At 71.8% G+C, this 12,227-nt stretch carries 12 protein-coding genes and 1 pseudogene; 5 read left to right on the top strand and 8 right to left on the bottom strand.

Going from position 1 to position 12,227, the window contains the following annotated elements; genetic code table 11:
* Positions 1 to 20 precede the first annotated feature (20 nt).
* From AS97_RS03340 to AS97_RS03330, 3 genes are read right to left on the bottom strand one after another with little or no spacing between them, the layout of a single operon-like run.
* Positions 21 to 1,379: a serine hydrolase domain-containing protein gene (locus AS97_RS03340; protein ID WP_086708205.1), complete on the bottom strand. Its 1,359-nt coding sequence runs from the start codon at positions 1,377 to 1,379 to the stop codon at positions 21 to 23.
* 49 nt (positions 1,380 to 1,428) lie between these two features.
* Entirely contained in the window at positions 1,429 to 2,628 is a 1,200-nt protein-coding gene (locus tag AS97_RS03335; protein WP_210564306.1) for a copper amine oxidase, read from the bottom strand.
* A gap of 14 nt (positions 2,629 to 2,642) precedes the next feature.
* On the bottom strand, positions 2,643 to 3,395 hold the full coding sequence (locus AS97_RS03330; protein ID WP_059148349.1) for a hypothetical protein: 753 nt from the start codon (positions 3,393 to 3,395) through the stop codon (positions 2,643 to 2,645).
* A 380-nt stretch (positions 3,396 to 3,775) separates the two neighbouring features.
* Here AS97_RS03330 and AS97_RS03325 point away from each other — a divergent pair, with 380 nt between their 5' ends.
* Entirely contained in the window at positions 3,776 to 4,189 is a 414-nt protein-coding gene (locus AS97_RS03325; RefSeq protein WP_125755186.1) for a hypothetical protein, read from the top strand.
* Complete coding sequence (locus AS97_RS03320; RefSeq protein WP_059148348.1) at positions 4,186 to 4,500, top strand: hypothetical protein; 315 nt, start codon at positions 4,186 to 4,188, stop codon at positions 4,498 to 4,500. Before AS97_RS03325 ends, AS97_RS03320 begins: the two co-directional genes overlap by 4 nt.
* Before the next feature lie 56 nt (positions 4,501 to 4,556).
* On the opposite strand, the gene AS97_RS03315 is transcribed toward AS97_RS03320, so the two are convergent.
* Positions 4,557 to 5,294, bottom strand: a complete 738-nt coding sequence (locus AS97_RS03315; RefSeq protein WP_086708230.1) for an SDR family oxidoreductase — start codon at positions 5,292 to 5,294, stop codon at positions 4,557 to 4,559.
* A gap of 146 nt (positions 5,295 to 5,440) precedes the next feature.
* On the opposite strand from AS97_RS03315, the gene AS97_RS03310 reads away from it, so the two are divergent.
* A complete protein-coding gene (locus AS97_RS03310; protein ID WP_210564305.1) occupies positions 5,441 to 6,019 on the top strand; it encodes a TetR/AcrR family transcriptional regulator in 579 nt (192 codons plus the stop codon).
* Positions 6,020 to 6,286: 267 nt separating this feature from the next.
* On the opposite strand, the gene AS97_RS03305 is transcribed toward AS97_RS03310, so the two are convergent.
* Together AS97_RS03305 and AS97_RS03300 are read right to left on the bottom strand one after the other, a co-directional pair.
* Positions 6,287 to 7,456 carry a serine hydrolase domain-containing protein gene (locus AS97_RS03305; RefSeq protein ID WP_125755184.1) on the bottom strand — a complete coding sequence of 390 codons (1,170 nt, stop codon included), beginning with the start codon at positions 7,454 to 7,456 and terminating at the stop codon, positions 6,287 to 6,289.
* 44 nt (positions 7,457 to 7,500) lie between these two features.
* The gene (locus tag AS97_RS03300) at positions 7,501 to 8,646 is read right to left on the bottom strand and encodes a cytochrome P450 (RefSeq protein ID WP_125755182.1); all 1,146 of its coding nucleotides are present in this window, start codon (positions 8,644 to 8,646) and stop codon (positions 7,501 to 7,503) included.
* A 231-nt stretch (positions 8,647 to 8,877) separates the two neighbouring features.
* On the opposite strand from AS97_RS03300, the gene AS97_RS03295 reads away from it, so the two are divergent.
* Both AS97_RS03295 and AS97_RS46825 read left to right on the top strand, forming a co-directional pair.
* Complete coding sequence (locus tag AS97_RS03295; protein WP_086708214.1) at positions 8,878 to 9,771, top strand: helix-turn-helix transcriptional regulator; 894 nt, start codon at positions 8,878 to 8,880, stop codon at positions 9,769 to 9,771.
* 162 nt (positions 9,772 to 9,933) lie between these two features.
* Positions 9,934 to 10,476: pseudogene (locus AS97_RS46825) on the top strand (SDR family NAD(P)-dependent oxidoreductase); the annotation flags it as partial.
* 387 nt (positions 10,477 to 10,863) lie between these two features.
* Here the strand turns inward: AS97_RS46825 and AS97_RS03285 are convergent.
* Both AS97_RS03285 and AS97_RS03280 read right to left on the bottom strand, forming a co-directional pair.
* Complete coding sequence (locus AS97_RS03285; protein WP_059148344.1) at positions 10,864 to 11,208, bottom strand: hypothetical protein; 345 nt, start codon at positions 11,206 to 11,208, stop codon at positions 10,864 to 10,866.
* Positions 11,201 to 12,142: a sigma-70 family RNA polymerase sigma factor gene (locus AS97_RS03280; RefSeq protein ID WP_125755180.1), complete on the bottom strand. Its 942-nt coding sequence runs from the start codon at positions 12,140 to 12,142 to the stop codon at positions 11,201 to 11,203. Before AS97_RS03280 ends, AS97_RS03285 begins: the two co-directional genes overlap by 8 nt.
* Positions 12,143 to 12,227: the final 85 nt, after the last annotated feature.

The raw sequence follows: 12,227 nt of genomic DNA, 5'->3' as shown, positions 1-12,227 counted from the left end.
TGCGGGTGGGCGGTGGGGCCTCAGACCAGGGCGCTCTTACGGGCCATCCGGCCCGAGAGCTGGATCCGGTCGACGGCGCCGGTCCGCGGATCGCGGACGAAGCGCCCGCCGGGGATCCGGCGTCCGGACGAGGGGTCCACCAGATCGCAGGTGAGGTCCTCATGGCAGACCAGCGGCGCGGGGAGGTCGCCGTCCACGGACAGGGCGAGGCCACCGCCGTCGCCTATGGTCACCTGGTACTCGATGTCGCCGTTGAGATAGATCCCGGTGCACTGCGAGGTCACGGCCATGGGGGTGGCCAGGTGCCGTGGGGTGGGACCGGCGGGCACCCGGACGCCGATGACCTCGCCGAGGACGTCGGTCAGCTCGTTCCACAGCTCGGTGCCGCTGCCCGCGTTGGCGGTGAAGCCGACCACCACGCCCGTGGCGGGATCGGCCCGCAGCGAGCAGGCGGTGCCCTGGGCATTGCCGTCGTGCCCGAACCACAGCGTCTCGCCGTGCCGGAAGAGCGCCCATCCCAGGCCCCAGCCGTCGGCCAGCACACCGGGGTCGGCGCCGGGCACGGGGCGGCGCATCTCCTCCGCGAACTCATGGGGCGGCACCCCCCGTGGGCCGTCGCCGAGATGGGCCCGGCCCAGCGCCACCAGATCGAGCGCACTGGCCCGCAGCGCACCGGCCGCGGCCTCGGCGGGGGCGAGGTTCTGCCGCACCGGTATCGTCCTGCCCGTGGCCGTGTTGGCCGAGTGGCCGCGCGCGGTGGGCCGGTGCGGGGCGGCGGCGGTGCCGATGAAGGACGGCACGGTGCCCAGCGGATCGAGCAGCACCGACCGCATGGCCTCCTGCCAGCTCATCCCGGTGACCGTCTCGATCAGCCGGCCCGCCGCGACATAGCCCGCGTTGGAGTAGGAGAAGTCCGTGCCCGGGGGCATCACCAGGCTGCGGTCGGTGCAGTGGTCCAGCAGATAGCGTGCGGAGGTCACCGAGGCCACCTGGTCCGAGTCGGGGCCGGACGGCAGCCCCGCGGTGTGGCTGAGCACCTGGCGCACCGTGCACGGCGGGCCGGCCCGCCGCAGCTCCGGCACATGCTCGCCGAGCGGGTCGTCCAGCTCCACATCGCCGTCCGCCACCAGGAGCGCCACCAGGGTCGCGGTGTACGCCTTGGTGACGGAGCCGATGGGCACGGCCGCCTCGGCGGTGAACGGCTCGCCGGTCTCCACGTCCAGGACGCCGGTCTCCACGGCGAGCGTCATCCCGCCGCTGTGCACGGCGAGTTGGACTCCGGGCACCTGATGGGCGCGGGCCAGGGCGGTCAGGCGGTCCTCGAGGACGCGGCGTATCTTCGACCGCTCGACGGACGGTGCCGGGGTCGGACGTAACACGGTGCACTCCTTGCCGGGGGACGGAACGGGATGGGCGACAGGGGCCGGGTCATGGCAGCTGGCTCGTGGCCGTGACATCCCGGGGCACGACGGTGAAGCCCTGCCAGTGGGTGGGCATCGGATCCTGGTCCTCGTCCCTGGGCACATGGTGGAAGTCGACGCTGACCCAGGCGACCGGGTCGGTGAGCTTCTCGTCGCCGGTGTACTTGTCGACCGAGGTGGCGCAATCCGGGGCGGTGTTGCCGTAAGCCAGCCGCTCGCACTCCCGGTACTGCGTGAAGTACATGTCGTGGTGGGTGAATTCCTCGGTCTCGTGCGGGCCGCGGTACTGATCGCTGTGGTGGTTGTCGATCTCCCAGGACTTGGCGTGGCCGTCGGAGTTCTCGGCCGTGGGGTTCACCACCCGCCAGAATCGGGCGGGTGCGAGGTCCGCCGCGGTCTCATGGGAGAGCACGGTGCGCTTGGTGGTGCGCTCGGCCGTACCGCTGCCCAGGTAGTCGTACTGCTCCACGGTGTTCGCCGACTGGCCGTCGACGTCGAAGTCCAGCCGCCAGAAGATGTTGTGCGAGTGGTTCTCGCTGAACCGGGTGGAGCCCACCCCGGTCGGCCAGCCGCTGCTCGCGTCGGAGAACTGGAACGGCGAGAGGCTCCCGGTGGCGCCCGAGCGGGGAGTGATGGAACCGTCGTCCGAGAAGCGCCATTCGGTGATGTAGTCGTACCAGCCGATCTCGGAGACCGAGAAGACGACCAGATCGGTGCCGTGCAGAACGCCCTTCTCCACCGCGCTCTTGTAGGCGAACGGCCGGGGCTGCTCCTCGGCGCACAGCACGGGGGTGTCCTGGAAGTCGTGCAGCCGCCCGTCGGGGCAGTCCACGGCGCTGAGCCGGGTGAGTGTGCCCTGCTCCAGATCGCCGAAGCCGATCGCGGAGACGTCGTAGAAGCGCGGCTGACCGCTGTCGTAGGGCACATGCACCTCGGCGAGCGAGGCGCTCTTGAGCACACGGGTGGGGGCGCCGCGGTTCGGGGTGTAGATCACATCACTGAGCACCGCACCGGTGTTGCGGTCGATGTCCCAGCACATCTGCCACCGGGCACCGTTCTTCAGGGTGGTGTCGATGCGATCCGCGGCGGGGCAGGACGGGGCCGCCGAGGCCCTCGCGGGTACGGCGGACGCCGGGCCCGGCACCCACAGGGCCAGCAATCCCACCACGGCGACCAGCACACGGGCACGCCGAAACAGACTGGACACGGAAAAAGCTCCCCTCACAGGCCGATGACGGCGGCGCGCCTGGCCGACAGATCGATGACGATCCGGCTGGTGTCGATCCACTTGCCACCCGGAAGGCGCACGAAGAGCTGCACACACCGGTGCTCACCGCACCGGGACACCTTCCGCGCGCCGTCCACCCCCTTGGCACGGGAGCCGAGGAACGACATGCTCTGGAGGCGCAGTTGGGAGGGCGAGGTCAGCCGCTTCCCGGTCTGCGAGGTGTAGGAGTCGCGCATCCCCGGGCCGAGCCGGGGGTCGGCCAGGACGACCTTCACCGCCTCACGGGCCTCGGCCAGGGTGGGAGGCGGCTGGACGCCGTGCTGACGCGCGGAGTCGAGGACCTTCTTGGAGCGCAGATCGACCAGCCGGGTGATGAGGGTGTCCGAGGCGTAGTCGTACAGCTGGACCTCGGCCCGGCTGTCCGGGGCGGAGGAGGCCGACTTGGCCCGGGGCGCACGGTGGGTGTCCAGCGGCTCGGCGCCGGAACCGCCCGCGGCGTTCCGCTCCCCGCCAGCGGTGCCCTTCTTCGCCTCCTTGCCGCCCCGCGTGGGCGCGGTCCCGGGCCGGGTGGCGGCGTCGACGGCGATGCGGGACGCCTCGCGCGATTCCCCGGGCGTCAGCCGGCCGGAGTGCGCGGCGACGACGGCCGCGGGCTCCGGGGCATCGGACGCGGGCGATCCGGCCGCCTGGAGGGCGGCGATCCCGCCGCCTGCCAGCACCGCCGTCACACCCAGCGCCGCGGACACGCGCCATCGCCGGTGACGGCGTCCCCTCGTATCGTCCGCGCCCCTGTCAGTGGCGTTGTCTCTCATCACCCAGCCGTTTCCGTTGTCGGTCAGGAGAGCCCGGTGGGGCTCGCGGTGACAGCACTCGGCCGGATCCCGGATTGTCGCTGGTGTGTTCCCCGTCCGCACCGACGGGATTCAAGCCGCTGACGACGGCTCGCGCGGACCCCCCGGACACTTCGCTGTCCACTGATGGCTCACGCTTTCACCACTCCGGGCGGCGTAACAGTCGCATTTGTCATCAAGCGGCTGTGAGAAACGCATGTCTCGATGGGTGGCCGAACGGCCGCAAAGCGATGACGCGGAAGGCCCGTTGGAAGCCGCTCTGCCATCATGCTCACATGAGCCATTCGATCACCATTCGATGTGACATCTGTGGCGCCACTCATTCCTCCTCCGCGGCCGACAGCATCGCCGCGCTTCGCGAGGCCATCGTCGAAATGAGCTGGTCCAGGGCTCGATGGGATGACCGGGTGATCGATATGTGCGGTGGGTGCGGCGTCCGGGAAAAGGCGCCGAGCGAGTCCGGACGACGCTGCGGTTCCTGCGAGGGAGGCGAACTCTTCGATGCCCTTGGACACGACAGAATCGGACATCGTTTGGCCAATGCATTACTCAGAGCTGGTATCGATAATCTCGAACTACTCTCCGGTTTCTCCGCGCGTCAGCTTCGTGATCTGGACGGTATCGGCGCCGTGAGCGCACGTCACGCACTCAATCGTCTGCACTCCGCACCGAAAGAAAGGCGATCGTGACCGAATATTCCACTGGAACATCCGCGCGGCCCGCTCTGTACGGCGGTCAGCGGCACCGGGTGCTGTGGGTGGTGGGCGTGGTGTTCTCCGCCGGGCTGCTGGCGCCGCTGTTGTTCCTCGGCGCCGCCCGTAAGGGGATCGTGCCGCGTACCGTACCCGCCGGATACGCGGTGGCCGTCTATCCGATCGCGCTCGGACGGCAGTGGCTGCCCGACCCGGGTAACTGGATCTCATGGACACTCGCGGCCGTGGTGCTCACCGCGGCCGTTCAGGCGGCGCTGCTCGACACCGGCCGTACGCCCGGCGGTTGACCGTCGGGCACGGGGCTCAGCTCTGTGCGGTGGGGCTCAGTTCTGTCCGGTGGGGCTCAGCTCTGTGCGGTGGGACGGACCACGATCTCGCCGACGTCGACACCGGCCGGCTGCTCGATGGCGAACGCGATGGCGCGTGCGATGGCGTCCGGGGAGATCGCGATCTTGTCCATACTGGCCTGGATCCCGTTCCTCGCGTCAGGGTCGGTGATGGAACCCGCGAGCTCCGTCCGGATGAACCCCGGCGAGACGGTGGTCACCCGCAGCGTCTCGCCGGCCTCCTGGCGCAGCCCTTCGGAGATGGCGCGCACGGCGTTCTTGGTGCCGGCGTAGACCGACATCGTCGGGACGATGCTCAGCCCGGCGGTGGAGAGGGTGTGCACGAAATGCCCGGAGCCCTGCTCACGGAAGACGGGCAGGGCCTCGGCGATGCCGTACAGCACCCCCTTGATGTTGACGTCGACCATCGCCTCCCAGTCCTCGACGCGCAGGTCGTCGAGGGCGGAGATGGGGCTGATACCGGCGTTGCTGACCAGGACGTCCAGCCTTCCGTACCGCTCGCGCGCCGTCGCGACCAGGCGGGACAGATCCGCGCGCCGCTTCACATCCGTGACGACGGCGACGGCCTCGCCGCCCGCCTCGGTGATCCGGGCCGCCAGTGCCTCGATGCGGTCCGACCGCCGGGCGGCGAGGACGACCTTGGCGCCGCGCTCGGCCAGCAACAGCGCGGTGGCCTCGCCGATGCCGCTGCTCGCGCCCGTAATGGCGATGACCTTGCCTTCGATACCGGACATCATGGGGAGTCCTTCCAGGGAGATTGCAGGTAAGAGGGGGAGGCGGCGATGGTCTACGGTGGGAAACGGAGTCGCCTCCAGTTCGCTCGACACACACTAAGTGGGTGCGCCTCCACTTAGCAACATGGGAATGAGGAGAGTCGCCGATGACCAGGGATCCAGGGCGCCCACTGCGGGCCGACGCACAGCGCAACCGGGAGAAGATCCTCTCCGCCGCGGTGCGGGTGTTCGCCGAGGAAGGGCTGGACGCCCACCTCGAGCGCATCGCCAAGGAGGCGGGCGTGGGCACCGGCACCCTCTACCGGAACTTTCCGACCCGCGAGCTGCTGATCGAGGCCGCCTACCGCAATGAGCTGGCCCGGCTCTGCGACGCCGCCCCCGAGCTGCTGGCGGCCCTGCCCCCGCGCGAGGCCATGCGCGCGTGGCTGGGCCGCTTCATGGACTACGCCAATGCCAAGCTGGGCATGGCGGACGCGTTGCGGGGCGTCGTCGCGTCGGGCGTCAATCCGTACGCCCAGAGTCACGAGCTGATCCAGGACGCTCTCTCGCGGCTGATGGGCGCCGCCGTCACGGCCAGTGTGATCCGGTCCGACATCAGTGCGACCGACATGTTCGCCGCTCTCACCGGCATCGCCCTCGCCTCGGGGAAGCCTGAGCAGCGGGAGCAGGCCGACCGCCTCCTCGACCTCACCCTGGACGGACTGAGCGCCGGACCGCGCCAGTAAAGATTTCTGAGTTTTCCGCTACACCGGTATCTCCCTCTCCTACCAGCTGTGTTCGGCGCTCATCGGCGGTACGGCACCTCTGGTCGGCGAGTGGCTGCTGCGCTCGACCGGCGGCTCGATCGTGCCGGTCGTGATCTACCAGATGGCGCTGGTGGCGGTGTCCCGCATCTGCTCCCTGGCGCTGCTGAAACGCTCGCGAGAGGCGTAGCCACGGCCGAGTGGCCCGTGGGGCGGGGCGGCCCAGCCGCGGCCGGGCCGCCCCGCCGGTCACAGTGCCGCGTACACCGCCTCCACCAGGGCCATCTTCCGGGGGTCGTCGACGATATGCGGGCCCATGCGGTTCATCACATAGCCCAGGGAGACCTCCGCCTCCGGGTCCGCGAGCCCGCAGGAGCCGCCGAAGCCGTCATGGCCGACGGCGCGCGGGTTGGGGCCGTACGAGCCGTGCGCACCGCTCAGCCACACCCCGAGCGCCACCTCCGTGTCCCGGCCGAGAGCCTCGCCCAGGACCAGGTCCCGGCAAGCACCCTGGCCCTCGCGGGCGCGCTCGGCGGCCTCCGCGGACAGCATCCGGCGGTCGTCGGCCACACCGCGGCGGGCCAGGATGCCGTACAGCTCGGCGATGGCGCGGGCCGTGCCATGGCCGTTGAGGGCCGGCAGCTCGGCCTCGCGCCACTCCCGGCTGTTGGCCTCGGCCGCGCCGACCACCGGATTGCCCAGCGCCGCCAGGGCGACGGGCGTGAACCGCGGGCCCACCGCGGCCTGTTCACCGCCCGGCCGCCCGGCCCGCGGACCGATCAGCTCGGCGGCCCGGCCGGCCTCCTTCTCCGGAAGGCCGATGGTGAAGTCGATGCCCAGCGGCCCGGTGACCTCCTGCCGCAGGAACTCGCCGGGCAGCAGCCCGCTGACTCGCCGGACCACCTCACCGATCAGGAAGCCGTAGGTGAGCGCGTGATAGCCGCTCCGGCTGCCGGGCTCCCACCACGGCTCGGCCGCGGCCAGCCGGGCGGTGGTCAGTTCCCAGTCGTACAGTTCCGCCACGCTGTGCGACTCCCGCAACCCGGCCAGCCCCGCCCGGTGCGAGAGGAGATACCGCACCGGCAGCGAGCCCTTGCCGGCCGCGGCGAACTCGGGCCAGTACGCGGCCACCGGCGCGTCCAGGTCCAACAGCCCGCGGTCCGCCAGTACATGGGCACACAGCGCCGTCGGCCCCTTGGTGGTCGACCACACATTGACCAGGGTGTCCCGCTCCCAGGGGCGGGTGCGCCCGCCGTCGGCCCAGCCGCCCCACAGATCCACCACGGTCTCCGAGCCGATCCGCACGGCCACCGCGGCGCCCAGCTCGTCGCGTTCGCGGAAGTTCGCCTCGAAGGCGGCCCGCACTCCGGTGAACCGGGGGTCGCAGTGGCCCTGGATCGGTGCCGGGGACTCGGTCATATGGTTCCTCCTGACGCTCGGGGGGTCGGCGGGGCCGGTGGCGGTCAAGTCCGCTCCGTGAGCACGACCTCGCAACCGCGCAGCTCATAGCTCGCGATCTCGTTTTTGAAGCCGACCCTGGGCGGGGACGCCATACGGATGCCGGGCAGGGCGAACAGCCGGCAGAGGAGGACGTCCGTCTCCAGGAGCGCGATGGCGGCTCCGGGGCATTTGTGCGCACCGTCCCCGAAGGACAGCCCCGGCGCACCGGCGCCCGCGGCCATCGGGCGCCCCGGGCGGAGCAGCTCCGGCCGCTCGCCCACCGTACGGCCGTCGAGATTGGCCTGGTGGAGCAGGACATCGACCAGCTCCCCGGCCGGCACCGTCACCTCCGCGCCCGGATCCTGGCCGTCGCCGGGCAGCCGGAGCGGTGCGGTGGTACGACGGCGGAGCCGGCCGATGACCGGTTCGAGCCGGAGGATCTCCTGCAGGATCGCGATCCGGCCGGGCTCGTCGGCGGCCCGGTACCGAGCCAGCAGGGCGGCATCACCGAACAGATGCCACGCGGCCACGTTGACGAACTCCCGGGTGGTGACCATGCCCGCGGCGGCGAAGGTGATGCACTCGCCCAGGACCTCGCCGGCCGAACACCCCTCGTCCAGCAGATGGGAGATCAGATCGTCGCGCCGCCGTCGCCGCCGGGCGCGTACGGCCGGGCGGACATCGCCCCAGTAGATCCGCAGCCAGTTGGCGTTCTGCCGCAGCAGCCAGCGGATCCCGTGCGGGCTGGTCAGCCCGGGGGTGCCGAACTTCTCGGGGAAGAAGCGCTCCAGCCGCCGCCGGATCCCGGGCCGGCTCTCCGTCAGGCCGATCACGGCGCCGGCCACCTCGATCGCCAGATGGAAGGCCGCATCGGCGAGCAGGCCCCGGCCGGTGTCCCGGATGGTGTCGATCTGTGCCTCCGCCACCCGGACCATGACCTCGCGATAGTGCTCGTCGACCCGGCGCGGGGTGAAGAACCGGGCGGTCTGCCGCCGGTCCTCACGGTGTTCGGGACCGTCCCGGTAGAGCACCGGCCGCCGGAACCGGGACGGCAGCTTCTCCACCGTCTCGATGCCGAGCCCGGCCTGCACGGTGGCCGTGCTGCGCAGGACGGCGCGGGCCTCCTCGTAGCCGGACACCTGCCAGATCCCGTCGGGCCCCTGCCGCACCGGGCAGTCGCCTCCGTACGGCCCCCGGTCGACCCTGCGCGCCCCGAATGCCCGCGCTCCGTGGCCCGGTGGTCCATGGCCCGGTGGTCCATGGTCTCGTGATCCGTCGTCGTGCGATCCGTGGTCGTGCGATCCGCCGCCCATGGGCGGGCACCTCCCGGCCCAGACTAGGAGTAGCGCGGCCACCTTACGGGCTCCGGATGCCGCTTTCCCAGGTCTAGGCTCGATTTCATGGACAGCGAGAACCCTCTGGGGCGCTTTCTGCGCGCCCGCCGTGAACTGGTGCGGCCCGAGGACGTGGACATCCTGCCCGCCGGCCGGCGCCGGGTGGCGGGTCTGCGCCGGGAGGAGGTCGCCCTGCTGACGGGCGTCAGCACCGACTACTACATCCGGCTGGAGCAGGGCCGGGAGCGGCATCCCTCGGCGCAGGTGGTCGAGGCGCTGGCCCGGGCCCTGGTGCTGGAGGTGGACGCGGTCGCCCATCTGCACCGGCTGGCCCGTCCGGCCCCCGGCCGGCGCCGCCCGGCCGCGCGGCGGGAACGGGTGAGCCCGGCCCTGCTGCGGATGATGGAGGGCTGGCCGCGGACACCGGCCGTCGTCCTGGGGCGCTGTCTGACCGTACTGGCCCACAACACCCTGGGCAGGGCCCTGTTCGACGGGCACACCCACAGCCGGGACCTGATGCGGCTGGTCTTCCTCGACCCGGACGCGCGGGAGTTCTATCCCGACTGGGAGCGGGTGGCGGTCAACACCGTCGCCGGGCTCCGCGCGGCGGCCGGAATCGACGAGGAGGACCCCGAACTGATCGCCGTCGTCGGTGAACTGTCGCTCAAGAGCGAGGCGTTCCGGCGGCTGTGGGCCCGCCATGACATCCGTCAGAAGACCCATGAGACCAAGCGCTTCAGGCACCGGCTGGTCGGGGAGCTGACGCTGGAGTACGAGGCACTGACCGTGAACAGCGCCCCCGGCCAGCAGCTCGTCGTCTACCAGGCCGAACCGGGCAGCCCGTCCGAACAGGCGCTGTCCCTGCTGGGCAGTCTCGCCGCCGACGCGGTGGAGACACCTCACGACACCACGAGCACCACGAGCACCACGAGCACCACGACGAAGGACTCTTCCGCATGACTGTGATCGACTCGCCCGTCTGATTCATCACCGGCTGTTCCACCGGTCTGGGCCGGGCACTCGCCACCGCCGTCCTCGACCACGGCCACCGCGCGGTGTCACCGCCCGCGACCCCGGCCGGCGACCGACGTCGTCGCCGGGCACGGGGACCGCGCGCCGGCCCTGGCCCTCGACGTCACCGACAAGGACCGGGTGGCGGAGGCCGTCAAGAAGGCGGAAAGCGCCTTCGGCCTCATCGACGTCCTGGTCAACCACGCGGGCTACGGCTACCTCGTCGCTCTCGAGGAGGGCGAGGACGAGGAGGTCCGGGCCCTGTTCGACACCAATGTCTTCGGCGTGGTGGACGTCACCCGGGCGGTGCTGCCGGGCATGCGCGCTCGCCGCGCCGGCCACGTCGTGAACATCTCCTCCCTCGGCGGCCTGGCCGCCTTCGGCGCCACCGGCTATCACCACGCCACCAAGTTCGCCGTGGAGGGCCTCTCGGAATCGCTCGCCGCCGAGGTGGCCCCGCTGGGCATCAAGGTGACGATCGTCGGGCCCCCCGCCTTCCGCACCAACTGGTCCGGCCCCTCCACGCGGCAGTCCGCCGTCACCCTCGATGACTACACCGAGAGCGCGGGCACACGGCGCAACAGCACCCTCGCCACCCACGGTCACCAGCCAGGGGACCCGGCCCGGGCGAGCGAGGCCATCATCGGCGCGGTGGAGGCGGAGGAGCCCCCGCTGCGGCTGTTGCTGGGCAAGGCCGCCTACGACATCGTCAGGCTAGGCTGGACTCCCTCAGGACCGGCTTCGCCGCCTGGCGCGATGTCACCCTCGGAGCCGACTACCCCGTGGCCGCGTCCCAGGGTCTGTCATCAAAGGGAGCGCCCTGCTCCCGACGCCTGGCACGGCAGCTCGCTGCGTTGTCGCGTCACCCGAGTACGCCCAGTACGAGGGCGACGCTCCGCCTTGCGATCGACCGCACCGGACTCCCCCGGCCACCGCTGGGAGGTGCCCCCTGCTCGCGGCCGGGCGCCCCTTCGACGACAGACCCCAGCCCCGCCGATTACCCCGTGGCCGCGCGCCGGGCCCGCCGACTCACCGGGGCCCTCAGCGCCCCCGCACCCGGCGGCCCCACCGGCGCGGCGATCCCCGCCGGGTCCGGAAAGCCCGTGGTCCGGAGGGCCGACGGCCACCCGGACCGGCCAGGGCGTGGCTCGGCGTCCACTGCCCGTCGGGGGAGAGGATCGGCGCCTTGCGCTCCGCCTGCGCCAGGATCTCGTGGTGGGAGTCATGGGCGGTCACCCGGAACGCTTCGTCATGAGAGGCCAGGGCCGCCCGCAGGGCCGCGCCGGTCGCGCCGCGACGACGGGCGAGGGCCGCCACCCAGCCGAGGAAGCACATGAGCGCGGCGAGCGCCCCGGCGACGATCAGATACGGCAGCACATCACCCATGGGCCGAGGTTACGTGAGGCCGTACGTCGTCGAGGAGACCCAATGCGAGACGGCTCAGCCGCCCGGGGTCGGCGATCACCTCGTACGCGGTGATCCGCTCGTCCTCGACGGTGAGGGTCAGGGCGAGGAGCAGCCGGCCGCGCGGGGCCACGACGATCCCCACCGCCCCGTTCACCAGCGCCGGCTCCGCCAACCGCGACCTCGGCGCGAACCCGGCGGTCTCCTCCGCCACCACCCGCGCACCGCGGGCCACTGTCGGCACCCCCTCGGGCAGGGCGGCGCGGTCGGCACGCCGTACGACCTCCGGGTCCAGTACCGCGAGCAGCGCCTCCATGTCGCCGCCTCGTGCGGCGGCGAGAAACGCGTCGACCGTGCGCCGCTGCCGGTCCAGCTCGGTGCGGGGCACCGCCGCGATGCCCCGCACCTTCTGGCGGGCGCGGCTGGCGAGCTTCTTCGCCGCGACCGGTGAGCGCTCCACGATGGGCGCGATCCGGTCGAACGGCACCGCGAACACATCGTGCAGTACAAAGGCGATCCGCTCGGCGGGGCCCAGCGTGTCCAGCACCACGAGCAGCGCCCGGCCGACCGAGTCGGCCAGCACCGCCTCCTCCTCGGGATCGCCGCCGTCCCCGCTCTCCCGGGGCAGGTCGGGCAGCTCCTGCCCGACCGGTTCCTCCCGGCGCGCGGCACGGGAGCGCAGCATGTCCAGGCAGATCCGGGAGACGACCGTGCGCAGCCAGCCGGACAGGTTCCCGACCGCCTCGGCATCGGCGCGGCTGAGCCGCAGCCAGGTCTCCTGGACGGCGTCGTCCGCCTCGCTGAGCGAGCCGAGCATCCGGTAGGCGACCGCCCTCAGCTGACCGCGGTGCGTCTCGAACCGCTCCGCCAGCCCGTCCTGCGGGTGCTGTCCGTCCCCCGGCGTCCGCCCGTCCATCGGTCACCTTTCCTCGCCGCACTCCGTCACCTCTTCAGACGTATCCCACGCGGCCGGGGTGACCAGGCCGAGGTGACGAGGAGAG

The sequence above is a fragment of the Streptomyces sp. AgN23 genome (assembly GCF_001598115.1).
GTDB lineage: Bacteria > Actinomycetota > Actinomycetes > Streptomycetales > Streptomycetaceae > Streptomyces > Streptomyces antimycoticus.
This window is presented reverse-complemented; position numbering and strand designations above follow the sequence as displayed.